This is a genomic window from Agrobacterium sp. CNPSo 2736 (assembly GCF_004005385.1).
In the GTDB taxonomy this organism is placed as follows: Bacteria; Pseudomonadota; Alphaproteobacteria; order Rhizobiales; family Rhizobiaceae; genus Agrobacterium; species Agrobacterium leguminum.
The window spans coordinates 197,750-223,596 of record NZ_RZTX01000002.1; the positions used below are offsets into that span (position 1 = coordinate 197,750).

30 protein-coding genes and 1 riboswitch are annotated in these 25,847 nt (G+C 59.6%); of the genes, 12 read left to right on the forward strand and 18 right to left on the reverse strand.

Annotated elements, in window-relative coordinates; all coding sequences use genetic code 11:
* Positions 1-10: 10 nt before the first annotated feature.
* Both EM858_RS04970 and EM858_RS04975 read right to left on the reverse strand, forming a co-directional pair.
* Positions 11-883 (reverse strand): branched-chain amino acid ABC transporter permease, encoded by an 873-nt coding sequence (locus EM858_RS04970; RefSeq protein WP_035217353.1) that lies wholly within the window; start codon positions 881-883, stop codon positions 11-13.
* A 21-nt stretch (positions 884-904) separates the two neighbouring features.
* Positions 905-2,095 (reverse strand): ABC transporter substrate-binding protein, encoded by a 1,191-nt coding sequence (locus tag EM858_RS04975; RefSeq protein ID WP_127756050.1) that lies wholly within the window; start codon positions 2,093-2,095, stop codon positions 905-907.
* A 298-nt stretch (positions 2,096-2,393) separates the two neighbouring features.
* On the opposite strand from EM858_RS04975, the gene EM858_RS04980 reads away from it, so the two are divergent.
* On the forward strand, positions 2,394-2,534 hold the full coding sequence (locus EM858_RS04980) for a DUF1127 domain-containing protein (protein ID WP_080853169.1): 141 nt from the start codon (positions 2,394-2,396) through the stop codon (positions 2,532-2,534).
* A gap of 148 nt (positions 2,535-2,682) precedes the next feature.
* On the forward strand, positions 2,683-3,120 hold the full coding sequence (locus EM858_RS04985) for a GNAT family N-acetyltransferase (protein ID WP_127756051.1): 438 nt from the start codon (positions 2,683-2,685) through the stop codon (positions 3,118-3,120).
* 42 nt (positions 3,121-3,162) lie between these two features.
* Here the strand turns inward: EM858_RS04985 and EM858_RS04990 are convergent, their stop codons facing one another.
* Positions 3,163-3,813, reverse strand: coding sequence for a glutathione S-transferase family protein (locus tag EM858_RS04990; RefSeq protein ID WP_127756052.1), 651 nt, complete (start codon positions 3,811-3,813; stop codon positions 3,163-3,165).
* A 102-nt stretch (positions 3,814-3,915) separates the two neighbouring features.
* A complete protein-coding gene (locus EM858_RS04995) occupies positions 3,916-5,127 on the reverse strand; it encodes an MFS transporter (protein ID WP_127756053.1) in 1,212 nt (403 codons plus the stop codon).
* A 245-nt stretch (positions 5,128-5,372) separates the two neighbouring features.
* Between EM858_RS04995 and EM858_RS05000 the strand changes: the two genes are divergently transcribed.
* Positions 5,373-6,029 carry a peroxiredoxin gene (locus EM858_RS05000; protein ID WP_035217366.1) on the forward strand — a complete coding sequence of 219 codons (657 nt, stop codon included), beginning with the start codon at positions 5,373-5,375 and terminating at the stop codon, positions 6,027-6,029.
* 65 nt (positions 6,030-6,094) lie between these two features.
* Here EM858_RS05000 and EM858_RS05005 read toward each other — a convergent pair whose 3' ends face one another.
* Together EM858_RS05005 and EM858_RS05010 are read right to left on the reverse strand one after the other, a co-directional pair.
* Positions 6,095-6,898 (reverse strand): hypothetical protein, encoded by an 804-nt coding sequence (locus EM858_RS05005; RefSeq protein ID WP_127756054.1) that lies wholly within the window; start codon positions 6,896-6,898, stop codon positions 6,095-6,097.
* Positions 6,899-6,930: 32 nt separating this feature from the next.
* Positions 6,931-7,383, reverse strand: a complete 453-nt coding sequence (locus EM858_RS05010; RefSeq protein WP_127756055.1) for a DUF5680 domain-containing protein — start codon at positions 7,381-7,383, stop codon at positions 6,931-6,933.
* 166 nt (positions 7,384-7,549) lie between these two features.
* On the opposite strand from EM858_RS05010, the gene EM858_RS05015 reads away from it, so the two are divergent.
* The 3 genes from EM858_RS05015 to fghA are packed head-to-tail and all read left to right on the forward strand — an operon-like array spanning position 7,550 to position 9,554.
* On the forward strand, positions 7,550-8,005 hold the full coding sequence (locus tag EM858_RS05015; protein ID WP_003502698.1) for a YaiI/YqxD family protein: 456 nt from the start codon (positions 7,550-7,552) through the stop codon (positions 8,003-8,005).
* 25 nt (positions 8,006-8,030) lie between these two features.
* Positions 8,031-8,690: a DUF1345 domain-containing protein gene (locus tag EM858_RS05020; protein WP_127756056.1), complete on the forward strand. Its 660-nt coding sequence runs from the start codon at positions 8,031-8,033 to the stop codon at positions 8,688-8,690.
* Between the two features lie 30 nt (positions 8,691-8,720).
* On the forward strand, positions 8,721-9,554 hold the full coding sequence (gene fghA, locus EM858_RS05025) for an S-formylglutathione hydrolase (RefSeq protein WP_127756057.1): 834 nt from the start codon (positions 8,721-8,723) through the stop codon (positions 9,552-9,554).
* 60 nt (positions 9,555-9,614) lie between these two features.
* Here fghA and EM858_RS05030 read toward each other — a convergent pair whose 3' ends face one another.
* From EM858_RS05030 to crcB, 6 genes are all read right to left on the reverse strand, one after another.
* Positions 9,615-10,004 carry a RidA family protein gene (locus EM858_RS05030; protein ID WP_080817083.1) on the reverse strand — a complete coding sequence of 130 codons (390 nt, stop codon included), beginning with the start codon at positions 10,002-10,004 and terminating at the stop codon, positions 9,615-9,617.
* Positions 10,005-10,251: 247 nt separating this feature from the next.
* A complete protein-coding gene (locus tag EM858_RS05035; protein WP_080817084.1) occupies positions 10,252-10,740 on the reverse strand; it encodes a hypothetical protein in 489 nt (162 codons plus the stop codon).
* A gap of 60 nt (positions 10,741-10,800) precedes the next feature.
* Positions 10,801-11,595: an ATP12 family chaperone protein gene (locus tag EM858_RS05040; RefSeq protein WP_080817085.1), complete on the reverse strand. Its 795-nt coding sequence runs from the start codon at positions 11,593-11,595 to the stop codon at positions 10,801-10,803.
* A 30-nt stretch (positions 11,596-11,625) separates the two neighbouring features.
* On the reverse strand, positions 11,626-12,294 hold the full coding sequence (locus tag EM858_RS05045) for an HAD family hydrolase (protein ID WP_127756058.1): 669 nt from the start codon (positions 12,292-12,294) through the stop codon (positions 11,626-11,628).
* A gap of 6 nt (positions 12,295-12,300) precedes the next feature.
* The gene (locus EM858_RS05050) at positions 12,301-13,290 is read right to left on the reverse strand and encodes an RluA family pseudouridine synthase (protein ID WP_003523610.1); all 990 of its coding nucleotides are present in this window, start codon (positions 13,288-13,290) and stop codon (positions 12,301-12,303) included.
* Positions 13,291-13,356: 66 nt separating this feature from the next.
* Positions 13,357-13,734, reverse strand: a complete 378-nt coding sequence (gene crcB, locus EM858_RS05055) for a fluoride efflux transporter CrcB (protein ID WP_127756059.1) — start codon at positions 13,732-13,734, stop codon at positions 13,357-13,359.
* 204 nt (positions 13,735-13,938) lie between these two features.
* On the opposite strand from crcB, the gene EM858_RS05060 reads away from it, so the two are divergent.
* Entirely contained in the window at positions 13,939-14,241 is a 303-nt protein-coding gene (locus EM858_RS05060; RefSeq protein WP_127756060.1) for a hypothetical protein, read from the forward strand.
* Positions 14,242-14,479: 238 nt separating this feature from the next.
* Here EM858_RS05060 and EM858_RS05065 read toward each other — a convergent pair whose 3' ends face one another.
* Both EM858_RS05065 and EM858_RS05070 read right to left on the reverse strand, forming a co-directional pair.
* Positions 14,480-15,451, reverse strand: coding sequence for a copper chaperone PCu(A)C (locus EM858_RS05065; protein ID WP_127756061.1), 972 nt, complete (start codon positions 15,449-15,451; stop codon positions 14,480-14,482).
* Positions 15,452-15,538: 87 nt separating this feature from the next.
* Positions 15,539-15,919: a hypothetical protein gene (locus EM858_RS05070; protein WP_127756062.1), complete on the reverse strand. Its 381-nt coding sequence runs from the start codon at positions 15,917-15,919 to the stop codon at positions 15,539-15,541.
* 172 nt (positions 15,920-16,091) lie between these two features.
* Between EM858_RS05070 and EM858_RS05075 the strand changes: the two genes are divergently transcribed.
* The 5 genes from EM858_RS05075 (at position 16,092) to EM858_RS05095 (ending at position 21,996) form a co-directional block, all read left to right on the forward strand.
* Entirely contained in the window at positions 16,092-16,277 is a 186-nt protein-coding gene (locus EM858_RS05075; RefSeq protein WP_065655407.1) for a DUF3008 family protein, read from the forward strand.
* Between the two features lie 124 nt (positions 16,278-16,401).
* Positions 16,402-16,489, forward strand: a riboswitch (glycine riboswitch).
* Between the two features lie 154 nt (positions 16,490-16,643).
* On the forward strand, positions 16,644-17,783 hold the full coding sequence (gcvT, locus tag EM858_RS05080) for a glycine cleavage system aminomethyltransferase GcvT (protein WP_127756063.1): 1,140 nt from the start codon (positions 16,644-16,646) through the stop codon (positions 17,781-17,783).
* A gap of 28 nt (positions 17,784-17,811) precedes the next feature.
* Positions 17,812-18,174, forward strand: a complete 363-nt coding sequence (gene gcvH / locus EM858_RS05085; protein WP_046800190.1) for a glycine cleavage system protein GcvH — start codon at positions 17,812-17,814, stop codon at positions 18,172-18,174.
* Positions 18,174-21,038: an aminomethyl-transferring glycine dehydrogenase gene (gcvP, locus tag EM858_RS05090; RefSeq protein WP_127756064.1), complete on the forward strand. Its 2,865-nt coding sequence runs from the start codon at positions 18,174-18,176 to the stop codon at positions 21,036-21,038. Before gcvH ends, gcvP begins: the two co-directional genes overlap by 1 nt.
* Before the next feature lie 154 nt (positions 21,039-21,192).
* Positions 21,193-21,996 (forward strand): endonuclease/exonuclease/phosphatase family protein, encoded by an 804-nt coding sequence (locus EM858_RS05095; RefSeq protein WP_164865313.1) that lies wholly within the window; start codon positions 21,193-21,195, stop codon positions 21,994-21,996.
* A gap of 28 nt (positions 21,997-22,024) precedes the next feature.
* Here the strand turns inward: EM858_RS05095 and EM858_RS05100 are convergent, their stop codons facing one another.
* The 4 genes from EM858_RS05100 to EM858_RS05115 all read right to left on the reverse strand — a co-directional run bounded on the left by EM858_RS05100 (position 22,025) and on the right by EM858_RS05115 (position 25,842).
* Positions 22,025-22,516: a hypothetical protein gene (locus tag EM858_RS05100; protein ID WP_120947584.1), complete on the reverse strand. Its 492-nt coding sequence runs from the start codon at positions 22,514-22,516 to the stop codon at positions 22,025-22,027.
* Between the two features lie 179 nt (positions 22,517-22,695).
* Complete coding sequence (locus EM858_RS05105; protein WP_127756066.1) at positions 22,696-23,508, reverse strand: ferredoxin--NADP reductase; 813 nt, start codon at positions 23,506-23,508, stop codon at positions 22,696-22,698.
* A 146-nt stretch (positions 23,509-23,654) separates the two neighbouring features.
* The gene (locus tag EM858_RS05110; RefSeq protein ID WP_080817093.1) at positions 23,655-24,161 is read right to left on the reverse strand and encodes a DUF934 domain-containing protein; all 507 of its coding nucleotides are present in this window, start codon (positions 24,159-24,161) and stop codon (positions 23,655-23,657) included.
* A gap of 10 nt (positions 24,162-24,171) precedes the next feature.
* Positions 24,172-25,842, reverse strand: a complete 1,671-nt coding sequence (locus EM858_RS05115) for a nitrite/sulfite reductase (protein ID WP_127756067.1) — start codon at positions 25,840-25,842, stop codon at positions 24,172-24,174.
* Between the last annotated feature and the right edge of the window lie 5 nt (positions 25,843-25,847).

Below are 25,847 nucleotides of genomic sequence, written 5' to 3' on the forward strand. Positions count from 1 at the left end.
TGGAAATGCTCTAGAAGCGCGCCTGCGTCGAAAACAGGCCGTGCGGACGCCACATCAGCATCAGGATCAGCGTTGCGAAGCCCACCGTGTCGCGGAATTGCAGCCCGACATAGGTGGCGACGAGGCTTTCGGCGATGCCGAGGATCATGGCCGCGAAGAAGGTGCCGCGCACATTGCCAAGACCGCCCATGATGATGATCGGCAGGGTCTTGAAGGTGATGAGTTCCCCCATGCCGCCATAGACGCTGACATTGACCGGCGCGGTCAGCACGCCCGAAAGTGCGGCGAGCGCGGCGCCCAGGATAAAGGTGCGCAACACGACCTGCGAGACATCGATGCCGACCACGCCGCAGCATTCGACATTCTGCGAGACCGCCCGCATCGCCATACCGAGACGGCTATAGGTGACCATGAGTTCCAGACCGACGAAGACGATGAGGCAGACGACGAGGATGAGCACGCGCTGCTGCGCCAGCGTGAAGCCGAGAATGGAAATCGGCTCGATATAACCGCCGGCGAAAAACTTGTAGCCGCCGCCGAAGACGAAAATGATCGTGTTCTGCAGGATCAGCGCGATGCCGAGGGTGGCGAGAACGCCGGACTCCGCCGGCGCTCCCACCATTCTGCGCATCACCAGCTGGCCGACCACATATGCCACGACCACGGTGGAAAGCACGCCGACGACGATCGAAGCCTCATAGGAAAGGCCGAGATAATCGATTGCGAACCACGCCCCGAAGGTTCCGAGCATGTAATATTCGCCATGAGCGAAGTTGATGGCTCTCAGCACCCCGAAAATCATGGTCATGCCGACGGCGACGATCGCGTAGACGGAACCGGTGACGATCCCGTTTACGACTTGCTCGAGAATTGTCGAGAACATGGCTGTACCCCTCCCGGTCTGTCAGTTCGCAGGGTACTGGATTTCCGCCGTATAAGCGCCCTTGATGCTGGGCTTGCCGTTCTCGATCTGGAGAAGGATCATCGGAAGGCGCGCCTGATTGTGATCGTCGAAGGTCACTTCGCCGACCGGGCTCTTGTACTTGATCTTGGAGAGCGCCTCGCGGACGGCGTTGCGGTCGGCGCTTCCGGCTTCCTTGATCGCCTGGGCGAGCAGGTTGACGGTATCCCAATGCACATAGGCGTGATTGTTCGGCGCTTCCTTGTATGTCGCGGTGAATTTCTCGACGAAGGCCTTGCTGGCGGGACTATCGAACTGCGGCAGCCAGGCGGCGGCTTCCACGGCGCCTTCCATGGCTTTCGGCGCGGATTTGATCGTCTTTTCGGTGTTGAATTCACCGTTGCCGATCAGCACAACCTTGCCGGCAAGCCCGAGTTCCAGCATCTGGCGGGCAACGATTGGCGTGGTATCGGCCAGACCATACATGATGATCGCCTGCGCGCCGTTATCGCGGATCTTCGCCAGCACGCTGCGGAAGTCGACCTCGCCTTCCTTGTAATAATCCTCGCTGAGAATTTCGCCCTTGAAGTCCGGCAGGTATTTCTTGGTGAAGGTGATGGCGGAGCGGCCGTAGTCGCTATCGACCGACAGGACGGCGAATTTGGTGAAACCACGCTGTTCGGCGGCGTATTTCGCCACGACGAGCGCACGGTTCTCATCCGTCGGATAATTGCGGAATGTCCATTTGAAACCGCCGACGCCCGCCTGATAGGTGATCTTCGGGTTGGAGGACGCCGCGTTCAGCAGCAGAACCTCGGCATCCTCGGCGACAGGCTGCATCGCAAGCGTCACGGAGCTGGAGACATCGCCGATGACGAAATCCACCTCATCCTGATCGATCAGGCGGCGGGTGGCCGAAACGCCTTCGACCGGAGTGCCCTGGCTATCGGCGTTGAAAAGTTCGATCTGCTGGCCATTGATGCCGCCGGCCGCGTTGATATCCTTTACCGCGAGTTCCGCGCCGTGCATGGAGAAAGCGCCGTAGCGCGCATTCGGACCGCTCATCGGCGCGACGAGGCCGAGCCTTATCGTGTCGGCCGCATAAGCTGCGGCGGAGAGCGCCGGCGACAGGCTCAGGATCGGAGCGACCGCTGCGGAAACCAGTAGAAGTCTGCGAGTAATACCGTTTTTCATGTTCCCACTCCTTTTCGGATTTATCTGTTCCGGCTTTGGCCGGGCGAGCTTTTGCCGCTTTTGCGGTTCTTGTCGATCAACGTCATGCTAATCTTTCAGGCAGAGTAGGTTCATCGCCGGATATTTTGCCAACACAAGTCCTTTCTGCCGCTATAGCGTTTCCTTATGCCGGCAGTTGTTTCCCCCTATCCAGACGTCGGGTTTCGATTTTTGCATGTCTTCCATGCAGGCAAATGCCTGTATTTTTCGCGTCAGAATGGGCATATTTTATGCAACTTCATCACTGGAAACCATGAAAATGAAACTTCACGAAACCGTTCGAAACTATTTCCGCAACCGTCGCGCCGTGGCCGAACTGAGCGCGCTCGATGACAGAAGCCTTTCCGACATCGGCGTCAGCCGCTCGCATATCCGTTCCGCCGTGGAAGGCCGCCGCTAACAGACAGAAACGGTCGCCTTCATGGGCGTCCGCGCGCAGCACGATCTTCAGGCGCTGAAAATTGCGCGTCAGAATCGGTAAAGCTCCTGTAGAACTCTTCTCCACATATTGGGCGGCGCTTTCAGAGCGCGGCCAAGAGGAGAGTCGAATGAACCAACCCGATTATTCCCCCGACTATTCCATTGTCGCGAGAACTCCGTCTGTCGAAGACTATCTGCGCCTTCGCGCCGTGGCCGGGCTGAGCCCGTTTTCACGGGAGGCGGCGGAGAAGGGTTTGCGGGGCACGGTCTTCTCCGTGCTGGTTCTGCATGCAGGGTCCGCCATCGGCATGGGCCGGCTGATCGGCGATGGCGGCTGCTTTTTTCAGGTCGTGGACATTGCCGTCGATCCCGCCCATCAGGGCCGGGGCCTGGGCAAGGCGGTCATGGATGCGCTGATGAGCCATGTAAAGAGCGAATTTCCCGCTTCGGCCTACGTCAGCCTGATCGCCGATGTACCGGCAAACAGGCTATACGAAAAATTCGGCTTCAGGGAGACCGCGCCGAGGTCGCTCGGAATGGCCTATCGCGTCAGCACCTCGGCTTGATCGCCGGCAGTCGGCAGCGAGCGTCCCTCAGCTTGAGGTGGTTCAGCCGTTCGATGCGGCTTTGAAAATCGCCAACTGATCGGCAAAGGCGCGTTTATAGGCGGGACGCTCCTCACCGCGGGCGACATAGGCCGCGAGATTAGCGTATTCATCGAGAATGCCCGAACTTTTTATCCGTTGCAGCACCGATATCATCAACAGATCACCGGCGCTGAATGCGCCGTCGAGCCACTCGGCCTTCCCCAGTCGACTGGACAATTCGCCGAGCCGCTTGCGAATACGTTCATGTACGATCTGCAGGCGTTCGCCGTGCCAGCTTTTGTCCCTTTCAAGAAAGCCGGTGACAAAATGCTCGACAATGGGCGGTTCCATGGTGCTGAGCGCGGCGAACATCCACATGAGCGCGCGCGCCCGCGCATTCGCATCCTGCGGCAACAGGCCGGCATGGCGCTCGGCTATATGGAATATGATCGCACCGGATTCGAACAGGACGAGATCGCCCTCCTCATAGGTCGGGATCTGCCCGAAGGGTTGAAGCGCGAGATGCGCCGGTTCCCGCATCGCCTTGAAGGAAAGGAGGCGGACGTCATAGGGCTGGCCCACTTCTTCGAGTGCCCAGCGGACGCGCATGTCGCGGGCGAGACCCTTGCCGCCATCGGGCGAACGTTCAAAAGCGGTAATGGTGACTGTCATTACTGTTCTCCATCACTCCCCGCCCCCTGCTGTCGCCTGACGTTGAGTCACACTATGCGTTGGGATGAGTGAAAACAACGTCGTCGTGTTTTCGGCACAGGCTCAGGCGGCGGTGCGCTTTCGACGGGACACCCAGATCAACACCGGCAAGGCGGTAAAAGACAGTGCGGCGCCCGCGAGGAACGTGCCGAAGGAACCATGGATGTCCCACAGCAAGCCCGCGATGACATTGCCCACCAGCACCGCCAGACCTGTCATCAGATTGAAAACGCCGAAGGCCGTTCCCTTGAGGTGTGGCGGCGCCGTTTCCGCAATCAGGGCCGCGAGCAGCCCCTGCGACAGGCCCATATGCAGCCCCCACAGAAGAATGCCGAACAGGAACAGCGGAATGGAATTGGCAAAAGCGAGCGTCAGATAAGAGGCCGCCAGCACGGCCACGCTCGCCGCGATAATTCCCGCGCGGCCGATCCTGTCCGAAAGCCGGCCGGCGGGATAGGCAGTCAGGCCATAGACGACATGCATGATGACCATCGTGATCGGTATCCATGCCGGCCGGAAACCCGCCTCTTCGGATTTCAGCAGCAGGAATGCTTCGCTGAAACGCGCGAAGGTCAGGAGCGACGCCGCGATGATGACGATCCAGACCGCCTGATTGAGTTTCGCAAAATCGGCGAGCCGGAATGGCTTTTCGGCTTTTGGTCTTGCGGGCGCATCCGGTTCCTTCACACCGGCGATGAGAATGAACACCGCAAGGAAAGCGGGAATGACGGCGATCCAGAAGATGGCGAGTACATTTTCGCTGAGCGCGAACATCAGCCCGATGGCCGCCAGCGGTCCGATGAAGCCGCCAACCGTATCGAGCGACTTTCTGAGCCCGAATGCGGCGCCACTAATTTCGGGCGGCGTCACATCGGCAATAAGGGCGTCGCGCGGCGTTCCGCGAATGCCTTTGCCGACCCGGTCCACAGCCTTGGCGGCGACGATCCAGCCGAGCGAGGTGGCGAAGGGAAAAGCGAGCTTCGAGATTGCGCCGAGACCGTATCCAAGCACGGCGAGCATTTTCCGCCGCCTCGTCCAGTCCGCGATAATCCCGGAAAACAGCTTGGTCGTGGTGGCGATGGCAACCGACATGCCCTCGATAAAACCGACAGTGACCGCGGAAGCGCCGAGGCCGGAAACGAGATAATAGGGCAGCAGCGTCTGCACCATTTCCGAAGAAATATCCATCAGAAGGCTAACGATGCCCAGCACCCAGACCGTCGCTGGAATGCGTGCCCGGACCGTTGCAGAAACAGGCGCAGAAGAAGTCGTCATGATGGCCCCCCGATCGTCTCTGGAATAATCATGTCCTCCTGAAACAATCAACCGGGCGGATATCGCGCAACCGCGACAAACAGGGAAAATCAGGGTTATCACATCTCTGTGGGGCTGAAGCAAATACCGCCTAAGCCCGATGAAAGGGCTGGCCATTTCACGCAAAAACTCTAAGCTCCAGCGCCGGACACGGATTGCCGAGAACCATCAGTTTTTAGTTCAAATCATTAGGGAGAAAACATCAGATGAGCCTGCGTATCAACGATATAGCACCCGACTTCACCGCCGAGACCACCCATGGTCCGGTGAGCTTTCACGACTGGATCGGCGACGGCTGGGCGGTCCTGTTTTCGCATCCGAAAAACTTTACGCCGGTCTGCACGACGGAACTCGGCGCGATGGGCGGCCTGCAGCCGGAATTCGAAAAGCGCGGCGTCAAGATCATCGGTATTTCGGTCGATCCGGTCGAAAGCCATGAAAAATGGAAGAACGATATTCGCACCGCGACCGGCTTCAACGTCGATTATCCGCTGATCGGCGACAAGGATCTGAAGGTCGCCAAGCTCTACGATATGCTGCCGGCCGGCGCTGGCGACAGCTCCGAAGGCCGCACGCCTGCCGACAACGCCACCGTGCGCTCCGTCTTCGTCATCGGTCCCGACAAGAAGATCAAGCTGGTCCTCACCTACCCCATGACCACCGGCCGCAATTTCGAAGAAATTCTTCGCGCGATCGATTCCATCCAGCTCACCTCCAAACATCAGGTGGCAACCCCGGCCAACTGGAAGCAGGGCGAGGATGTCATCATCACCGCCGCCGTTTCCAACGAGGATGCGATTGCCCGTTTCGGTTCTTACGACACGGTTCTTCCGTATCTGCGCAAGACCAAGCAGCCCGGCTGATTTGAAGCCTTTGATGGGGCGGTGAAACATCATCGTCCCATCGTCCTTAGGTATGACCGCGCGCTCTAGCCGGCTTCCTGCCTGACGACGCGCAGCATGGGCCGGGCATCGAGTTCGGCGGGCGTGAAACGCGCAAGAAGGTCGAAAGATGTTATGGCTTCGCCGGCGGCGAAGCGTCGCCCGTTGACGACGAGATGCCCGAGGCCGAATAGGGTGAGAAGCGCTTCCGTCGCATCTCCGGCCGGGGTTTCGAAAAGCAGATTCGTCTGGCCGAAATGTTCCAGACCCGTCGTCCAGGCCCTGATCTTTTCCCCCTCCTCCATCACGAAGGTTCCGAAGGCCAGCATCGCCGCCATTTGCTGCGGTTGGTCCAGATGGCTATTTGCATAGTTCAGATAGTCATCGAGATTGGCGCGGCCGACGATCATGTCGAGATAATGCAATGCAACGGCCAGCATGGGAGCGACCTGATGAATGCCGAGCAGGGCTGAGGCGATCTCGTTATGGGCGATTTCAGGATCGTCCTCATCCGCTATGATCAGGAATCTGAACTCGCACTGATGTGTTGCGCGGCTTAAATCGTCATATGCCGCTTTGGCATCGATGCAAAAGGTCTTTGACCAGTCGACCCTCGCCTCTGCGACTGCCGGATATTGGGCCGGCGCAACCGGCGCCGCTGAGACCGGCTCGGGAGTGCCGACAAAAACCCTGGTCGAACCGCGCAGGCCGTCAAACACACCCTTTTCGCTCAGCCGCTCACATTCATATCCCTCCTCGCCCCACGCTTCTGTCAGCGTCAAATCGGAGATCGTGGGTTCGCCGTCGAAATAGAGTGTTGCCTTGAAAAATTGAGCGTCGCCATTTGCCATCGCAAACTCCCGTCCATGGCATCTCCTGCGCGCTATGGCTTTATGATCCCGCCATGATAGTCAAGCCGGTACGTCTCGACACGGCCCCGGTAAATGCGCTCGATGCCGGTGAAGGACCGGAATTCACCCTCATTCGTATCGACATAGACCAGATTCTCCACCGGGTGGGTGAAGCCGCCAAGGAACCGACCCTCACGATAGAGCGTGGAAAGCGATCGCTGAATGACCATGCCAGCCGTGGCGCCGTCGATCATGTCGGGCCGGAGGATGCGGCCGTAATAACTCATCGCCCACACCGCCGTTCCCTCATGCCAGACGACCTCCTGGCCGATGAAATCGGTTCCCCCGAAATAGCTGTCGAGATAGTGCCAGTCGCCGCTCTGATAGCCGAGATCGTGCGATCCCTTGCGCGTGGGCGTAGCGGATTTGTTGCCACCGCCGACATAGGTGGCGGACTTGGCCTGCACGATGAACTCTTCCAGCATGGGAAACCTTTCGGGATAAGAACATAAAGGGAACATAGGCGATTTTCAGGGTGGTCGCAAGTGCGCCCCTGCCCGGCATCGAACCCGCATTTCAAGAATGGCGGGCTTGGTAATCGCGGCGTTTGCGCTTAGAAGCGTGGCAGGAATTATCTCAAAAAGAGTGCCCATGCCGCAGAACCCGCAAATCTATGTCGATGCCGATGCCTGCCCCGTGAAGCCGGAGATTCTCAAGGTGGCGGAGCGGCATGGGCTGGAAGTGACCTTTGTTGCCAATTCCGGTCTGCGCCCGTCGCGCGATCCCATGGTGAAAAACGTCATCGTATCCGCCGGTTTCGACGCGGCGGACGACTGGATCGCCGATCATGCCGGTGAGAACGATATCGTCATCACCGCCGACGTGCCACTGGCCGGGCGCTGCGTCGCCAAGGGGGCGCTGGTGACCGGGCCAACCGGCCGCGTTTTTGACCAGTCGAATATCGGGATGGCGACGGCGATGCGCGATCTTGGTGCGCATCTGCGCGAAACCGGTGAAAGCAAGGGATATAATGCGGCTTTTTCACCGCGTGACCGATCCGCTTTTCTGGAGACGCTTGACCGTTTCTGCCGCCGTGTCAAAAAATGACGGCGCCAACGGAAAGGTGCCGCCCATGACCCCGGCCAATATGAAAAGCAACGGCTATCGCCGCCATCAACCTTTCGTCATTGCCTTTTTGGTCGGCGCCGCGAGCCTTGGCCTGGCGCTGGTTTTCGCGCCGCCGCTGGCGATAGAGATCGCGGCCGTTCTGTTCTTCCTGACCTACCTCACCCTTATCGCCTTTCGTCTGTCGGGCCTGACGGCGCAGCATCTGAAGGCCCATGCCGATAGCGACGACCTGCCTGCGGTCGCCATCATCGCCGTTACGCTGCTTGCCGTTGCAGTCGCGGTAGTATCGCTGTTTCAGGCCCTCAACCATACGGGCGAAACGGTCTGGACGCTGCTCATCGCCTTCGCCTCGGTGATCTTCGGCTGGCTGACCATCCACACCATGACCGCCCTGCACTACGCCCATCTTTACTGGCGGCCGGCCATGGTGGACGGCAAACGCCAGCATCGCGGCGGCATGGATTTTCCGGGCACGAAGGAACCCTGCGGTTACGACTTTCTCTATTTCGCCGTGGTGATCGGCATGACGGCGCAGACGTCGGATGTGGGTATAACCACGACCGCCATGCGCAAGGTCACGCTGCTGCACTCCATCGTTTCTTTCTTCTTCAACACGGTTCTGGTGGCGGCGGCGGTCAATGCAGCCGTCTCGCTTGCGGGCTGAACCGGGAAAATTTTCACAAGGAATGGCCTCATGAACATTATTTCGCAGAATACGGCCTTTGGCGGCATGCAGGGCGTATTTTCGCACACATCGGAAACCCTGAAATCTGAGATGAGCTTTGCGGTTTATGTGCCGCCGAAGGCGATCCACGAGCCCTGCCCTGTCGTGTGGTATCTTTCCGGCCTCACCTGCACCCATGCCAATGTCATGGAAAAGGGCGAATATCGCCGCATGGCCTCCGAACTCGGGCTGATCGTCGTCTGCCCGGATACCAGCCCGCGCGGCAATGATGTGCCGGATGAGCTGACCAACTGGCAGATGGGCAAGGGCGCCGGATTTTATCTCGATGCCACGGAGGAGCCCTGGTCCGAGCACTACCGGATGTACAGCTACGTGACGGAAGAACTGCCTGCCCTCATCGGCCAGCATTTCCGTGCGGATATGAGCCGTCAGGGCATTTTCGGCCATTCGATGGGCGGCCATGGCGCGATGACCATTGCGCTGAAGAACCCCGGGCGTTTCAAGAGCTGCTCCGCCTTTGCGCCGATCGTGGCGCCCTCTTCGGCCGACTGGTCCGAGCCGGCGCTGGAAAAATATCTCGGCGCGGATAAGGCCGCATGGCGTCAATACGACGCCTGTGCGCTGGTCGAGGACGGTGCGCGTTTTCCAGAGTTCCTGATCGATCAGGGCAAGGCCGATAGTTTCCTTGAAAAGGGCCTGCGCCCCTGGCTGTTCGAAGAAGCGGTCAAGGGCACGGATATCGGCCTGACGCTGCGCATGCATGAGCGCTACGACCACTCCTATTATTTCATCTCCACCTTCATGGATGACCATTTGAAGTGGCATGCGGAGCGGCTGGGTTAAGAACGGAGAGGCAAGCTGGCGGCGCCCTGTAAGCGCCGCCGCTGCAGATTTAACCTGACATTACGGGATGCGGGCAATGACCTTGATCTCGAAATCGAAGCCGGCAAGCCAGTTGACGCCGACAGCCGTCCAGTTCGGGTAAGGCTTTTGGCTGAAAATCTCCTGCTTGACGGTCATGATCGTTCCGAACTGGTTTTCCGGATCCGTGTGGAACGTCGTTATATCCACGATATCGTCGAAGGTGCAGCCCGCCGCCGCAAGCGTGGCCTTGAGGTTTTCAAAGGCCAGCCGGACCTGACGTTCAAAATCAGGTTCAGGCGTTCCATCGGCACGGCTGCCGACCTGGCCGGAAACGAAAAGAAGGTCGCCGGAGCGGATAGCTGCGGAATAGCCATGCTCCTCGTAAAGCGCATGCCTGTTAGCGGGGAAAATTGCTTCGCGTGCGGTCATTGTGCATCTCTCTTTTGGCTGATTGGTCATGGACGCGAGAAGCGTTCCTCTTTTTTAAAGAGGGCTTCGGACGCCCATTTACATACGTTACGTATGCCAGATAGTTACATACGCGCCGCATGTCAATTCCATATACGCGACGTATGTAAACTTAAGGGTACCGAAGATGCGCGTAATTGAAGCTTGAAATATTTCTGAAGCTGAAATGCGGACGAATAGGCGTCACGCCGTCGCCTTTTATGTCCGATTAGGGAAACAGAGCCGTTGCAAGCGTCGTCGGGCCAGGCCGGCTGAGCCTGAATTCGCGGATCACGCGTTCGGCGACGCCATAGGCAAGTTCCTGCTCTATCGACTGATCGTCGAAGCTGACGACGGTGGCGGTGAATTTGGCTTCCGCGATCACCTCTCCCGTCGCAACGGCGGCGGCGCGGACGATGACCTTGGCTGACGCCCTTTCCCCGAACAGGAACGGGCCGCGTGTAACGGATGCGAGACGGATGGTCAGCACCACGCGCGGCCGGGTTTCTCCACGCGCCGTGGTCTTGATCGCATTCTGCACCTGCGCGTGAATGGACTGCATCAGCGCCGGAGCGACATCCGGGCGTGCGGCGACGAATGCGCCGCGCACATCGTAAAGCAGCCGGTCAGTATTGGTCGCTTCCGGTTCCAGCCTGAAAGACATGAGCGTGAAACACGCCAGCACAAGAATGCCAAGGCGTTTCAACGAGGTGGTCATGATCAGCGACTCCCCTAACGTGAGGTAACCGCATATTCGATCATCAGGGTTAGAAAAGCGTTAAGAAGCGCTCTTCAGGGACTCCAGAACATTGAGGGCCGCCCGCATGTCGACAAGCCTGACGGCGCGGCGCTCCAGCGCCTCCTCGTCCTCGCCCCATTGCTCGGCGGTCCAGTCCTCGTCCAGATGGGCAAGCGCCCAGGTTTCCTCCAGCGTCAGCTCCCCTTCCGCCAGCGCCAGCGCCAGAATGGCGGAGCCGGTCAGCGACGTCATGGTGTGAAGAGCGGCAAGCGCAATCGGTGTGTCGTATTTCTTCAGCGTTACCGCAAAAGCCGCGATGGCTTCGCGCGGCTGATCCTGATGCATCACGCCTTCAACGAGAATGAAGCGCGCGCCGAGCACATTGGCCGCCCAGTCCAGAACCGGATCCCAATGGTCCGTCTGCCGCGCGACCAGCGCTTCCGGATCGCCGGCGCGATAGCAGAGAAGATCGGAAGAGGAAAATCGAAGTATGTCCTCAAAAACCGCCTGCGTGTCGTTGGCGACGCCATCAATGGCCGTGTTCACATGCCGAGAGACGGGCATAACCACCGGATTGACCACTTCTTTCTGGGCGTCCCATTCATCGCGAAGCAGTTCCGCCAGCGCACGCGTCGGGACGGTCAGCGGCTTCTTGGCGGGAGTGCGCAGCGGCTTGCCATCGAGAAGGATGGTAAAGCCGCCCTCCTCCGCCTCGCCGACGGTGACATCCCTGTAGAACCGCTTCGGCAAAGGTTTCTGCATCTGGATCTGCGCGCGCAGGATCGGGTCGGGATGGCTCAGGCCCTCCGAAAGGTCGTTCAGGAGATCACGCATGGCACGTCCTCGTCAGTCGGATAGAAAGGGTTATTCAAGAATATCGGCCGGAACATAGGCCGGAATTTCGCGCGGGTGGCTGACGACCGCATCGGCGCCCGCCTTCCAGAGATCGTCGACCGAGGCATAACCCCAGGCGACGCCGATTGCTTTCGCGCCCGCAGCCTTGGCCATCTGCATGTCATAGATCGCATCGCCGACAACGACAGTATCGGCGGGAACCATGCCGGTTTCATGGCAGCATTCCATCACCATGGCCGGATGCGGCTTGGAGGGGCAATCATCCGCCGTGCGCGAAACGATGAAGTGATCGGCAAGGCCGTGGGTCTGCAGGATATGGGTAAGACCGCGCCGGCCCTTGCCTGTCACCGCGCCGATCAGCACATCGTCGCGTTTCGAAAGCGTATCGATCAGCGTGGCGATACCGTCGAAAAGCGGCACGGTCATTTCCGGCCGCTCCCGCAGGGGATGATAGAGTTCCCTGTAACGTTCCGTCATCGCCTTCGCTTCATCATCCACATGCGCCTTGCCGAGCATGCGGGCGATGGCGATATCCAGCGTCAGACCGATGATCGCCTTGGTTTCGGAGATATCGGGGCGCGGTTTGCCGAAATCGGCGAAAGTATCGGACATGACGGCATGGATCAGGCCGGCGCTATCCACCAGCGTGCCGTCGCAATCGAAAAGAACCAGTTTCATGGGCTGTCAGTCTTCCCTATCGCCATCGGCCACGTCGAGACCGAGCAGGTTCCAGGTCTGTACCATATGCGGCGGCAGGGGTGCGCTGACCCGAAGCCGGCCGCCATTCGGATGCGGAATGTCGATATGGCGTGCATGCAGATGCAGGCGCTTCTGGATACCGCCCGGGAAGTCCCAGTTCGGATCTTCGATATAATATTTCGGATCGCCGATGATCGGGTGGCCCATATGCAGCGCGTGAACGCGAAGCTGATGGGTGCGGCCGGTATAGGGTTCCATTTCCAGCCAGGCGAGGTTCTGCGCGGCGGTATCGATGACGCGGTAATAGGAAACGGCGTGATCGGCGCCTTCCTCGCCATGCTTGGCGATACGCATGCGATCGCCATCCATGGTCTGTTCCTTGACCAGCCAGGTGGAAATCTTGTCCTGATGCTTGCGCGGCACGCCCTTGACCAGCGCCCAATAGGTCTTCTTGGTATCGCGTTCGCGGAAAGCGGCGGTCAGCTTCTGCGCTGCACCGCGGGTGCGGGCAACCACCAGCACACCCGACGTATCGCGGTCGAGGCGGTGCACCAGACGCGGCTTTTCGCCCTTCTGGTTGGTCCAGGCTTCCAGCAGCCCGTCGATATGGCGGGTGACGCCGGAGCCGCCCTGCACGGCAATGCCAGCCGGCTTGTTGAAAACGAACACCTTGTCGTCCTCATGCAAGAGCATGCGCGCCAGAAGCTCGCCATCTTCGGAATGTTTGAGGTCCTTCGATCCGATCGGGCCGCTCTTGACCTTGAGATCGGAATCGACCGGCGGTACGCGCACCATCTGTCCCGGCTGCACGCGTGCATCCGTCTTCACCCGGCCGCCATCCACACGCACCTGGCCGGAGCGCAGAAGCTTCTGCAACTGCCCGAAACCAAGTCCCGGATAATGAATCTTGAACCAGCGATCGAGGCGCATACCGGCCTCGTCGGCCCCGACCTTGATATGCTCGATACCTGCCATGAAATTTCCAGTCTTTCTGTCCTGATCGCGCGCTCACATCTCTGGCGCGCCGTTTGGACCAAGCCTTTAGAACAAACTGCGGCCCAAGGCCAGCCCGGCGAAAACCGCTGCGATGGAAACCGCAAGGCTTGCAAGCACGTAAACGGCCGATAGCCCGAGCGCGCCGCGTTCGAACAGCGCGACCGCGTCGAGCGAGAAGGACGAGAATGTGGTGAACCCGCCGAGCACGCCGGTGACGAGAAACAGGCGCATTTCTATCGAGGCGTTCAGTCGCCGCGCCACAAGCTCGACCAGCAGACCGATCAGGAAAGATCCGACCACGTTGACGGCAAGGGTTCCCCAGGGAAAATTCGGTCCGGCCAACCGCACGCTCCAGACCCCGACCAGATAACGGAACACGGAACCGATTGCGCCGCCTGCGGCGACAAGGGCGATATTGATCATGGGGAATTGTGTCTCCGGAAGAAATCGTCGGACTGGACGGTCCAGGACATTTTTAGACCATGGGAACCGCCGGCGAAACCCCTTTGCCCGGCGCTCTCGGCTGTTAAAATACGATTAAATTGCAGCTGTGCGATTTAGCCTTCCAACAATGGGCAACTGTTAATCTACGGTTTTTCAGGGTCGGCGAAGATGGCCGGAGGTTCGATGACACAGGTTCTTTCCGTTTCCGCAAATACTGCGGCCTATGCGCTGGAGGCCATGAAGCCGCCGCAACGCGTGCCGCGCAAGAGCGAGGTTGAAGAGGCCATTCACGAACTGGCGCGCAAGGCCGAACACGGGGATGACTTCCAGCTCAGGGGCCTGATGACGACGATCAAACCGCCAGCCCTCACCCTCTATTTCCTGATAGCAAGCAGCCAGCGTCAGGAGCCGCAAGCGACACTGGAGCAGGCCGTGGAGGCCTACGAGGAGAACAGCTTCGCCTCAAAATCTGAAAGTAATTTATAGATCAGGTGGATATATAGATATTCTAATGTCGTTTCTTCAGTTTTTCGCCATATAGGCGGGATCCCCGCATTCAGCCTGGTGTCAGACTGATCTTCTAGAGATTTGCGACCGAGTTCCGGAAAATCACGTGGGCGAATGCCACCCTGCTTTTCCGCCACGGCGCTGAAGAACAAACACGATAGATGAAAATTTGCGGCTACCGGACCTGTCACGCGTTCCGGTAGCCGTTTTTCATCGGTCAATTATGCTGGTGGTCGCCGCCGCCCTTGGCTGCGCCTGCGGACAGCACGATCTCCACCTTGCCGGCCTTTTCGAAGATCAGCGTTACCGGCACCTTGTCGCCTTCGGCAAAGGGCTTCTTCACATCGAAGAACATCATGTGCAGGCCGCCGGGCTTCAGCTCCACCGTCTGGCCAGCGGGAATGACGATGCCCTCATCCAGCTTGCGCATTTTCATGACGTCGTTGACCATGGCCATCTCATGGATTTCCGCACGCCCGGCGGACGAAGATTCGACACCGATCAGCTTGTCGTCGCTATCGCCAGCATTCTTGATCGTCACGTATCCACCGCCCACGGGCTGGCCCGGCAGCATGGTCTTGGTCGTGCCGCCCGACACTTCGAGGCTGCCGGCCTTCACGACATCCATGTCCATGGCCGAGTGATCGTGGCCGCCGGCATGCGCAGCCTTTGCGGCAACGCGAATGGTGGGAGCGGGACTTTTCAGGGAATGCGGATCGACGCCTGCCGCTGCCACTTCGTCCCAGGAAACCTTGCCCTTGTCGCCGCAGAGCTGCGTTACCTTGAATGGCAGGTCCTGCCCCGCCTCTATACCGGAGATTTTTCCCTGCACGGCGAAGGTGTCGTAGAATTCATCCGGCAGGTTGCCGCCCTTCCAGCGGATTTCGACCGGTCCGCTTTTGATTTCCTTGCCGTGGTTCTTATAGGCCTTCTGGTAGTCTCCCTTGATGACCTCCAGTTCCCAACCAGCCTTCGGCTGGGGCTTGGCGGAAATGAATCCTTCCGGCAGCTTGATCTGAACTTCGGTGGTGGCGAGCCCGCCTTCGCAGCCATGCGGCACCTGGAGGGCGGCAACGACGGTGCTTTCCTGTTCGGCCGAATCGTCAACGAATGTGGCGTGGGCGAAAGCCTGCGCGGTCGAAACCGAGGCGACGAAAAGGCTGCAGGTGATGATTTTGGTGGTTTTCATTTGCTTGTCCCTGCGACTGCCATCCCTCTGGGTCCGCGCAGCCGCTCCGTGCCGCCAAAGGCGGCGATGATCCCGTAAAACGAAAAATCAGGCGGACAGGGACGGAGGGCCGCGCGCGGCGGGTTTCCGGATCGTCAGCACGGAGCGGAAGCTCCATTCCGCAGGCAGGCGATTGTCGAGCCAGGCAAATTCAGTCTTCAGCCAGCCAGCCGTATCAGGCATCGGCAGAAGAATGGACGAGGCCAGCAGGCAGGCCTCGCAAAACAGGATGGCGTCGCCGGAATGGACGGGGCCTTCCCTGGTATGGAACGCATTGACGCCGTTGCCATGGCCAAGGCAGATTTCCGCAAAGGTGCCGTCCGGCAGCCGGTAACTCTCATCCAGCGCAACGGCGGGGGCTACGGCAAGTGCCGGCTTGTGGGCAAAACCGAGGGACAACATCAGGGTCGCGCAGAAAATGCGAAGCATTTTCTCCATCCCCATCAGCCGTCTTTTTCGATTTGCATCCATGTTCTAGGCGATATCCCTGTTTCTCTCGGATTTCAAAGGGGAATTTTGCCGCAGGCCAGACCGTCGCAAGGGAACAATAGATGTCAGGCGGCATTTTCCTGCCGGAACCATCGTTCAAGGGAGGCCCACAATGCCAGCCAAATCCAAGGCCCAGCAGAAAGCGGCGGGCGCCGCACTGGCGGCCAAACGCGGAGAAACGAAGAAATCCAGTTTAAAAGGTGCTTCAAAAAGCATGGAGAAGTCCATGACGGAAAAGGAACTTGAGGATTTCGCATCGACCAAACGCAAGGGCCTGCCTGAGAAAAAATCCGACTGAAGAAAGCCGCCGAGGCCATCTATCGCCGCGGATCGCTGCGCCGATGGCGCAGATGGAGCAAGAATCTGTTCAGATGCGTCATTTGGTCCTTGCCAACAGCGGGGCTTCGCAGATAATGAGCGTCGCATCATCGTTGGGAGAAACCGCTTCACTGCGGTGCCGAAGGAGCAACCGCCCCGGAAACTCTCAGGCAAAAGGACCAGCGGTGACGACGGAACTCTGGAGAGAAGCCACCTTTCATAAGGACGGCTCGCCGAAGGGATAACAATCTCAGGCGACAAGGACAGAGGGGGCTCTTGAACCCGGTGCGTTTTTCGCGCCATGACCTGAGCCCGCGCGATATTTCGCGCAACCCTGGAGGCGTCCTTGGACGATACCGCCGAGCTTAAAATCACGCCGCTCAATTCCCTGCATATTTCGCTTGGCGCCCGCATGGTGCCCTTTGCCGGTTACGACATGCCGGTGCAATATCCGGCCGGCGTTCTGAAGGAACATCTCCAGACCCGCACCTCCGCCGGTCTTTTCGATGTGTCCCATATGGGCCAGGTGATCGTGAAGGCGAAATCCGGCAACAATGAAGATGCCGCGCTCGCGCTGGAAAAGCTGGTGCCGGTGGATATTCTCGGCCTGAAGGAAGGCCGCCAGCGTTACGGCTTCTTCACCGACGAAAACGGCGGTATTCTCGATGACCTGATGATCACCAATCGCGGCGATCATCTTTTTGTCGTCGTCAACGCCGCCTGCAAGGATGCCGACGTCGCCCATATGAAGGCGCATCTTTCCGACGCCTGCGAAATCACGCTTCTCGATGACCGGGCGCTCATCGCGCTTCAGGGACCGCGCGCTGAGGCCGTTCTGGCTGAACTCTGGGCCGGCGTCTCGGAAATGAAATTCATGGATGTGCAGGAAGTGCCGCTGCACGACGTGCCCTGCATCGTCTCCCGCTCCGGTTATTCCGGTGAAGACGGCTTTGAAATCTCCGTACCCGCCGACAAGGCGGAAGAGATCGCCAAGGCGCTGCTAGAGCATCCCGATTGCGATCCGATCGGACTTGGCGCGCGCGACAGCCTGCGTCTGGAAGCCGGCCTTTGTCTCTACGGCAACGATATCGACACCACCACCTCCCCCATCGAAGCCTCGCTCGAATGGGCGATCCAGAAAGCGCGCCGCGCTGGCGGTGACCGCGAGGGCGGTTTTCCCGGCGCAGAGCGCATTCTCGGCGAACTGAAAGACGGCACATCGCGCCGCCGCGTCGGCCTGAAGCCCGAGGGCAAGGCGCCGGTGCGTGGCCATTCGAAGCTGTTTGCGGATGCCGAAGGCAAGACGGAAATCGGTGAAGTGACTTCGGGCGGTTTCGGCCCTTCGGTTGAGGGTCCCGTCGCCATGGGCTACGTCCCCGTTTCCCACGCCGCTCCCGGCACGGCGATCTTCGCGGAAGTGCGCGGCAAATATCTGCCCGTCACCGTCGCCGCCCTGCCCTTCATCAAGCCCACCTATAAACGATAATCTTCATCCCATCTCCGGAGAGAACACGATGCTGAAATTTACCGCAGAACACGAATGGCTGAAGTTCGAAGGCGATATCGCCACCGTTGGCATCACCAGCCACGCCGCTGAACAGCTTGGCGATCTCGTCTTCGTCGAATTGCCGGAAGTGGGCGCAACCTTTGCCAAGGATGGCGATGCTGCAACCGTTGAATCCGTCAAGGCGGCTTCCGATGTCTATTGTCCGCTGGATGGCGAAGTAGTGGAAATCAACCAGGCCATCGTCGATGACCCCTCGCTGGTCAATTCCGACCCGCAGGGTGCCGGCTGGTTCTTCAAGCTCAAGCTTTCCAACGCCGCAGATGCCGATACGCTGCTCGACGAAGCAGCCTACAAGGAGCTGATCGCGTAATGACGACGCCCACCGAATTCCATTTCACCGACTATCAGCCCTATGATTTCGCCAACCGGCGTCACATCGGGCCGTCGCCGTCGGAAATGGCCGAGATGCTGAAGGTCGTTGGCTATAAGAGCCTCGACGCGCTCATCGACGCCACCGTTCCCTCCTCCATCCGCCAGAAGGTGCCGCTCACCTGGGGTGCGGCGCTGACCGAACGCGAGGCGCTCGACCGTCTTCGCGAGACGGCCAACAAGAACCAGGTTCTGACCTCGCTGATCGGCCAGGGTTATTACGGCACCATCACGCCGCCGGTCATCCAGCGCAACATTCTGGAAAACCCGGCCTGGTACACGGCCTATACGCCCTATCAGCCGGAAATCAGCCAGGGTCGCCTCGAGGCGCTGCTGAACTACCAGACCATGGTGTCCGATCTGACCGGTCTCGATGTTGCCAACGCATCGCTGCTGGATGAAGCGACGGCCGCCGCTGAAGCCATGGCCATGTGCCAGCGTGTTGCCAAGTCCAAGGCGACCGCCTTCTTCGTTGACGCCAATTGCCATCCGCAGACCATCGCGCTGATCGAGACCCGCGCGGCCCCGCTCGGCTGGAAGGTGATCGTCGGCAACCCGTTCACTGATCTCGATCCGGTAGACGTGTTCGGCGCGATCTTCCAGTATCCGGGCACCCACGGCCATGTCAGCGATTTCTCCGGCCTGATTTCCCGTCTGCACCAGACAGGCGCCATCGCTGCTGTCGCTGCCGATCTTCTGGCGCTGACGCTTCTGAAGTCTCCCGGCGAAATGGGCGCGGATATCGCCATTGGCACCTCGCAGCGTTTCGGCGTTCCGGTCGGTTATGGTGGCCCGCATGCGGCCTATATGGCCGTCAAGGATGCGCATAAGCGCTCCATGCCCGGCCGTCTGGTCGGCGTATCGGTCGATGCGCGCGGCAACCGCGCCTACCGCCTGTCGCTGCAGACCCGCGAACAGCATATCCGCCGCGAAAAGGCGACGTCGAACATCTGCACCGCGCAGGTGCTGCTTGCCGTCATGGCTTCGATGTATGGTGTCTTCCACGGCCCGCAGGGCATCAAGGCGATTGCCCAGCAGACCCACCAGAAGGCCGTTTTGATGGCCAAGGGTCTGGAGAAACTCGGCTACACCATCGAGCCGGAAACCTTCTTCGACACGATCACCGTCGAAGTCGGCCATATGCAGGGTGTTATCCTGCGCTCGGCCGTGGCGGAAGGCGTGAACCTGCGCAAGGTCGGCGCCACCAAAATCGGCATGAGCCTTGACGAGCGCACGCGCCCGGCAACGCTGGAAGCTGTGTGGCGCGCCTTCGGCGGCAATTTCTCCATCTCGGATTTCGAGCCGGAATATCGTCTGCCGAAAGAACTGCTGCGCACCAGCCAGTACATGACGCATCCGATCTTCCACATGAACCGCGCCGAAAGCGAGATGACCCGTTACATCCGCCGTCTTTCGGACCGTGATCTGGCGCTCGACCGCTCGATGATCCCGCTCGGCTCCTGCACCATGAAGCTGAACGCAACTGCGGAAATGCTGCCGATCACCTGGCCGGAATTTTCCGACATCCATCCCTTCGTGCCGGCCAATCAGGCGCTCGGCTACAAGGAGATGATCGACGATCTTTCTGAAAAGCTGTGCTCGGTCACCGGTTACGACGCGTTTTCCATGCAGCCGAATTCCGGTGCGCAGGGGGAATATGCAGGCCTTCTGACCATCCGCAACTACCACCTCGCCAATGGCGATACGCATCGCGACATCTGCCTCATTCCGACTTCCGCGCATGGCACCAACCCGGCCTCGGCGCAGATGGCAGGCATGAAGGTAGTGCCGGTGAAGGCACGCGACAACGGCGACGTCGATATCGATGATTTCCGCGCAAAAGCAGAGCAGTATGCGGAAAACCTCTCGTGCTGCATGATCACCTATCCGTCCACCCACGGCGTGTTCGAGGAGACGGTTCGCGAGATCTGCGAGATCACCCACAAGCACGGTGGACAGGTCTATCTCGACGGCGCCAACATGAACGCCATGGTCGGCCTTGCTCGTCCCGGCGATATCGGTTCGGACGTTTCGCACCTCAACCTGCACAAGACCTTCTGCATTCCGCATGGCGGCGGCGGTCCGGGCATGGGCCCGATCGGCGTCAAGGCGCATCTGGCGCCTCACCTGCCTGGCCATCCGGCAACGGACGGTCGTGAGGGTGCGGTGTCTGCAGCTCCTTTCGGTTCGCCGTCGATCCTGCCGATTTCCTGGAGCTACTGCCTGATGATGGGCGGTGAAGGGCTGACGCAGGCGACCAAGGTGGCGATCCTCAACGCCAACTATATCGCCGAACGGCTGAAGGGTGCCTACGACGTGCTCTACAAGTCCGAGACCGGTCGCGTGGCGCATGAATGCATCATCGACACCCGCCCGCTTGCAGACAGCTGCGGTGTGACGGTGGACGATGTGGCGAAGCGCCTCGTCGATTGCGGTTTCCACGCGCCGACCATGAGCTGGCCGGTGGCCGGCACGCTGATGATCGAGCCGACGGAATCCGAAACCAAGGCGGAAATCGACCGTTTCTGCGATGCCATGCTGGCGATCCGCGAGGAAGCCCGCGACATCGAGGAAGGCCGCGCGGACAAGACCAACAATCCGCTGAAGAACGCGCCTCACACGGTGGAAGATCTCGTCGGCGAATGGGATCGTCCCTATAGCCGTGAAAAGGGCTGCTTCCCGCCCGGCGCCTTCCGCATCGACAAATATTGGTCGCCGGTCAACCGCATCGACAATGTCTATGGCGACCGCAACCTCATCTGCACCTGCCCGCCGATGGAGGCTTACGCCGAAGCGGCGGAGTAAGACATCGGCGCAAACCGACATACGAAGGCCCGGAGCGATCCGGGCCTTTTTCGTTACGGTCAGCTTTGCAACCGAGCGGTCGCCTCCACCACAGGATTGATCCGCACACGCTCCATGCTAAACAGGGTGAGGCGGTTAAGAGGGTGGAGTGGGAATGCGTCTGATTTGCCTGAATGGTTGGGGCGGAAAGCTTCATGACGAGCTCGTTCCTTATATTGCCTCATCCGACCCCGATATTTTATGCCTTCAGGAGGTGGTGCACACACCGGCCGCCACGCAGGATTGGCTAAGCTATCGCGATCACGGCATAGAGCTGCCGCAGCGGGCGAACTTTTTCCGCGATGTCACGGAGGCCTTGCCGTATCATGTGGCGATATTCTGCCCTGCGGCGCAGGGCGACCTCTGGCAGGGCGAGACACGATATTCTTCCCAATGGGGGCTCGCCACCTTCGTTCGCAAATCCATTCCCGTCATTGCGCAGGCGCAGGGTTTCGTACACGGCGTCTTTTCGGCTGAGGGATATGGCGACCATCCGCGATCACGCACGGGCCACGCCATCAGGGTTTTCGACTTCACGGCCGGTCAGCCTGTCGTCATTGCCCATATGCATGGGCTGCGCGACCTCGACGGCAAGCATGACACGCCTGCCCGGCTGGAACAGGCAAAACGTCTTGTGCAACTCGTCAAAAACATTGCGGAGGATGGCGACCGGGTCATCGTCTGCGGCGATTTCAATGTTCTGCCTGACAGCAGGACTTTCGCCGTGTTGAATGAGCTCAATCTTGTTGAGCTCGTTATGTCTCGCGGTTTCACTGATACCCGGACGTCGCATTATGCCAAACCGAACAGATATGCGGATTACCTGCTGGTCAATCCGGCTGTGAAGGTCGATCACTTTGACGTCGTGAGACAGCCCGAAGTCTCGGATCATTGCCCATTGCTGCTTGAATTCAGCTGAAGCGCCGCCGCCGCATGATCGCCACCCATCAGCGCACCAGCCGGATATCGCTCGTCACCACCGTCTTGCCGGTTTTGCCGTCCTTGTCGGTGGTGCGCAGCCGCAAGCCGTTATCGCCGACTTTTTCAATGGTCATCGCGGCGACGCGGTCACCATTGATTTCACGGTTCCAACGGACCGTGAGGTTGATCGCGTTTCCCCGGCGATTCCCCGCCAGCGCCGAAGGGCGGCCGGAAGGGCCGGTATAGGTACCGCTGTAACGCGCGCCGCTGGCGGCGAGATCGGCGGCGATAGCGCGTTTTACAACGACAAGTCCGCGGCATGTGCCGGACATGCGCAAGGCCGTCGCCTGCGCATCGGAGTTGAGCGTGCAATTCACGTTGATCGGCGGCATGCCGATCCTGGTGATGACCGTTCCCTTACCGGTCCACGTACCTTCCAGCGACGACAGAAAGGTGCTTTCGTCGGCTGCTGCGGGCATCGCCGCGAAAAAACCTGCCGTGACGGCGATCATTGCCATGCGAATTGTTTCTCTGTTTTCCATTGGACGATTTCGCCGATTTGGTTTCGTTCGAACGCTAACGCACCATCGCCTCCGGATGTTCCAGCTCTGCCGTTCCGGAGCGCTCAACCCGTCTTAAAAACAAAAAGGAGGCCTCGCGGCCCCCTGTCTTGTTCGGTTGTATCGGAAATTCGGCGTCAGCCGACGAAAGCGCGCTCGATCACGAATTCAGCGGGCTTGTTATTGGCGCCTTCGTTGAGACCTGCTTTTTCCAGAAGCTCCTTGGTGTCCTTCAGCATGGCCGAGGAACCGCAGATCATGCCACGATCAATGGCGGGATCGAGGGCCGGAACGCCGAGGTCGGCAAACAGCTTGCCATTCTCGATCAACGTGGTGATGCGGCCCTTGAAAGGATAGTCTTCGCGGGTGACGGTCGCATAATGCTTGAGCTTGTCGCCGACGATCTCGTTCAGGAATTCGTGGTTCCTGATTTCCTCGACCAGATCGAAACCGTATTTCAGCTCGGCCACGTCGCGGCAGGTATGGGTGAGGATGACTTCCTCGAACTTCTCATAGGTCTCCGGGTCACGGATCAGGCTCGCGAAAGGCGCGATGCCGGTGCCGGTGGAGAACATGTAAAGCCGGCGGCCGGGCGTCAGCGCATCCAGAACCAGCGTGCCTGTCGGCTTCTTGCGCATCAGGACGGTATCGCCGGGCTTGATCGCTTGAAGATGCGATGTCAGCGGACCGTTCGGAACCTTGATCGAGAAGAATTCCAGTTCCTCGTCCCAGGCGGGGCTGGCGATGGAATAGGCGCGGTAGATCGGCTTGTCGCCGACCATCAGGCCGATCATGGCGAATTCGCCGGAACGGAAACGGAAACCGGCCGGGCGCGTCATGCGGAAACGGAACAGGTGGTCGGTATAGTGTTCCACCGATAAAACCGTCTCGGCGTAAACACCGTCAGGTATCTTGATCGCGAAATCTTCCGTCTTGGCTGGCGCGTTCATTTCAGGTTCCGTCCATTCTTATTCGATGCGACATTCTCCAACCGGGCAATTATACCATTTTTGCTCCGGTTTGAAGGCATGAGAATGTCAATACTGCCATGTGCGTAGGAAATATGTATCAAAAACTCATATTTCCACGCAACGTGTCATAGAGACGCACGACGACGCCAGCTATAGGCCTCACCGCCGCTCGCCGGCTTGGCTGTCGGCTGGTAATAAACCGGAATTTCCGGCAGGCGATTTTCGGACAGGCGGCGGATGGCCGTGCCGTTCGTCACCGCAAAGCTGGTGAAGCCGGTGCGCAGCATCAGCGGCACCTGATCGATCAGGACGTCGCCAACCGCCCTCACCTCGCCCGCAAAACCGAGACGGCTGCGCAGCAGCGAGGCGTGGCTGAACCCGCGACCGTCATTGAAGGCCGGGAAGCTTATGGCGACAAGGTCGATACGGTCGAGATAGGGTCCGAGCCGCGTCACATCGTCGGCGGGCGTGATCAGAACGCCGAGGCCGATATCGTTGCTTTCGGCGGCGCGAACCAGAAAATCGGCAAGCGGCAGCACCGGCTTCTGCTCCGCCGTCGCTTTCACTTCTTCCGTTTCGATCACCCAGGGATCGTTTTCCACGAAGCCGTCACGGTTCCAGATTTTCGTCATGGCATTCTCCTCAGGCGGCTTCTGCAGCGGAACCGTAGAGCGCGTCCTTGAACGGCTGCGGTCCAACACGGCGATAGGCTTCGAGGAAAATTTCTTCCTTCGAAAGGCGAAGCCCGAGATAGGTGTCGACGATGGTTTCGATGGCGTCGGTGACTTTTTCCGGCTCGAAGCCACGGCCGATGATTTCACCGATCGAGGTGTTCTCATCGCCGGATCCGCCGAGCGTGATCTGGTAGAGTTCCGCGCCCTTCTTTTCCACACCCAGCAGGCCGATATGGCCAACATGGTGGTGGCCGCAGGCATTGATGCAGCCGGAAATCTTGATCTTCAACTCACCGATTTCCGCCTGACGCTCGGGCGAACCGAAGCGGGTGGAAATTTCCTGCGCCACAGGAATGGAGCGCGCATTGGCGAGCGCGCAATAGTCCAGCCCGGGACAGGCAATGATATCGGTGATCAGCCCGGCATTGGCGGTCGCAAGGCCAGCGCCTACCAGCGCGCGATAAACCGGCTCGAGATCGGCTAGCGCCACATGCGGCAGGATGATGTTCTGCTCATGGCTGATGCGGATTTCGTCGAAGGCATATTCCGCGGCGATATCGGCGACGAGTTCCATCTGCTCGTCCGTCGCATCGCCCGGAATACCACCGATCGGCTTCAGCGAAATCGTCACCATGCCGTAGTCGGGATGCTTGTGCGGTGCGACGTTCTGCTCGACAAAACGGGCAAAGCCTTCATCGGCCCGCTTCCAGCGCGCCAGGCTTTCCCAGCCTTCCGGCCGGTCTTTCAGCGCCGGCGGCGCGAAGTAAGCGGTGATTGCCACAATATCGGCATCCGGAAGCTTCAACTCGGTGTTCTTGAGTTCAGCGAATTCGACCTCGACCTGGCGGGCCAGTTCTTCCGCACCGGTCTCATGCACGAGGATCTTGATGCGCGCCTTGTATTTGTTGTCGCGACGGCCGTGCAGGTTATAAACGCGCATGATCGCCGTCGTGTAGGACAAGAGGTCCTCTTCCGGCAGGAAGTCGCGGATTTTCTTGGCGATCATCGGCGTGCGGCCCTGCCCGCCGCCGACATAGACGGCGAACCCGATCTCACCCTTGTCGTTCTTTTTCAGATGCAGGCCAATATCGTGCACCTGAATGGCGGCACGGTCGCGCTCGGCGCCGGTGACGGCGATCTTGAACTTGCGCGGCAGGAAGGAGAATTCCGGGTGTACGGAAGACCACTGACGCAGAATTTCCGCATAGGGACGCGGATCGGCGACCTCATCGGCGGCCGCGCCGGCGAAATGATCGGCGGTGACGTTGCGAATGCAGTTGCCGGACGTTTGAAGCGCGTGCATTTCCACGCTCGCCAGTTCGGAGAGGATATCCGGCGTGTCGGAAAGACGCGGCCAGTTGTACTGGATGTTCTGGCGGGTGGTGAAGTGGCCATAACCCCGGTCATATTTGCGGGCGATGTGAGCCAGCATCCGCATCTGCTTCGAATTCAGCGTACCGTAGGGAATGGCGACACGCAGCATATAGGCGTGCAGCTGGAGGTAGACGCCGTTCATCAGGCGCAGCGGCTTGAACGCGTCCTCGGCCAGTTCGCCGGACAGCCTGCGCTCGACCTGATCGCGAAACTGTGCCACGCGGCCTTCAACAAATGCGTGATCGAACTCGTCGTAACGGTACATATTCT

Excerpts from the sequence above, each read along its gene's own strand:
- EM858_RS05005 (WP_127756054.1), bottom strand. The coding sequence starts at position 6,898 with ATGGCAAATGGCGACGCTCAATTTTTCAAGGCAACACTCTATTTCGAC.
- EM858_RS05110 (WP_080817093.1), bottom strand. The coding sequence starts at position 24,161 with ATGACGAAAATCTGGAACCGTGACGGCTTCGTGGAAAACGATCCCTGG.
- EM858_RS05035 (WP_080817084.1), bottom strand. The coding sequence starts at position 10,740 with ATGACCACCTCGTTGAAACGCCTTGGCATTCTTGTGCTGGCGTGTTTC.
- EM858_RS05010 (WP_127756055.1), bottom strand. The coding sequence starts at position 7,383 with ATGCTGGAAGAGTTCATCGTGCAGGCCAAGTCCGCCACCTATGTCGGC.
- EM858_RS05030 (WP_080817083.1), bottom strand. The coding sequence starts at position 10,004 with ATGACCGCACGCGAAGCAATTTTCCCCGCTAACAGGCATGCGCTTTAC.
- EM858_RS04970 (WP_035217353.1), bottom strand. The coding sequence starts at position 883 with ATGTTCTCGACAATTCTCGAGCAAGTCGTAAACGGGATCGTCACCGGT.
- EM858_RS04975 (WP_127756050.1), bottom strand. The coding sequence starts at position 2,095 with ATGAAAAACGGTATTACTCGCAGACTTCTACTGGTTTCCGCAGCGGTC.
- crcB (WP_127756059.1), bottom strand. The coding sequence starts at position 13,734 with ATGATCAATATCGCCCTTGTCGCCGCAGGCGGCGCAATCGGTTCCGTG.
- EM858_RS05095 (WP_164865313.1), top strand. The coding sequence starts at position 21,193 with ATGCGTCTGATTTGCCTGAATGGTTGGGGCGGAAAGCTTCATGACGAG.
- EM858_RS04990 (WP_127756052.1), bottom strand. The coding sequence starts at position 3,813 with ATGACAGTCACCATTACCGCTTTTGAACGTTCGCCCGATGGCGGCAAG.
- gcvP (WP_127756064.1), top strand. The coding sequence starts at position 18,174 with ATGACGACGCCCACCGAATTCCATTTCACCGACTATCAGCCCTATGAT.
- EM858_RS05105 (WP_127756066.1), bottom strand. The coding sequence starts at position 23,508 with ATGAACGCGCCAGCCAAGACGGAAGATTTCGCGATCAAGATACCTGAC.
- EM858_RS05000 (WP_035217366.1), top strand. The coding sequence starts at position 5,373 with ATGAGCCTGCGTATCAACGATATAGCACCCGACTTCACCGCCGAGACC.
- EM858_RS05065 (WP_127756061.1), bottom strand. The coding sequence starts at position 15,451 with ATGAAAACCACCAAAATCATCACCTGCAGCCTTTTCGTCGCCTCGGTT.
- fghA (WP_127756057.1), top strand. The coding sequence starts at position 8,721 with ATGAACATTATTTCGCAGAATACGGCCTTTGGCGGCATGCAGGGCGTA.
- gcvH (WP_046800190.1), top strand. The coding sequence starts at position 17,812 with ATGCTGAAATTTACCGCAGAACACGAATGGCTGAAGTTCGAAGGCGAT.
- EM858_RS04980 (WP_080853169.1), top strand. The coding sequence starts at position 2,394 with ATGAAACTTCACGAAACCGTTCGAAACTATTTCCGCAACCGTCGCGCC.
- EM858_RS04995 (WP_127756053.1), bottom strand. The coding sequence starts at position 5,127 with ATGACGACTTCTTCTGCGCCTGTTTCTGCAACGGTCCGGGCACGCATT.
- EM858_RS05100 (WP_120947584.1), bottom strand. The coding sequence starts at position 22,516 with ATGGCAATGATCGCCGTCACGGCAGGTTTTTTCGCGGCGATGCCCGCA.
- EM858_RS05070 (WP_127756062.1), bottom strand. The coding sequence starts at position 15,919 with ATGCTTCGCATTTTCTGCGCGACCCTGATGTTGTCCCTCGGTTTTGCC.
- EM858_RS05045 (WP_127756058.1), bottom strand. The coding sequence starts at position 12,294 with ATGAAACTGGTTCTTTTCGATTGCGACGGCACGCTGGTGGATAGCGCC.
- EM858_RS04985 (WP_127756051.1), top strand. The coding sequence starts at position 2,683 with ATGAACCAACCCGATTATTCCCCCGACTATTCCATTGTCGCGAGAACT.
- EM858_RS05040 (WP_080817085.1), bottom strand. The coding sequence starts at position 11,595 with ATGCGTGATCTCCTGAACGACCTTTCGGAGGGCCTGAGCCATCCCGAC.
- EM858_RS05060 (WP_127756060.1), top strand. The coding sequence starts at position 13,939 with ATGACACAGGTTCTTTCCGTTTCCGCAAATACTGCGGCCTATGCGCTG.
- EM858_RS05050 (WP_003523610.1), bottom strand. The coding sequence starts at position 13,290 with ATGGCAGGTATCGAGCATATCAAGGTCGGGGCCGACGAGGCCGGTATG.
- EM858_RS05115 (WP_127756067.1), bottom strand. The coding sequence starts at position 25,842 with ATGTACCGTTACGACGAGTTCGATCACGCATTTGTTGAAGGCCGCGTG.
- EM858_RS05020 (WP_127756056.1), top strand. The coding sequence starts at position 8,031 with ATGACCCCGGCCAATATGAAAAGCAACGGCTATCGCCGCCATCAACCT.
- EM858_RS05015 (WP_003502698.1), top strand. The coding sequence starts at position 7,550 with ATGCCGCAGAACCCGCAAATCTATGTCGATGCCGATGCCTGCCCCGTG.
- EM858_RS05075 (WP_065655407.1), top strand. The coding sequence starts at position 16,092 with ATGCCAGCCAAATCCAAGGCCCAGCAGAAAGCGGCGGGCGCCGCACTG.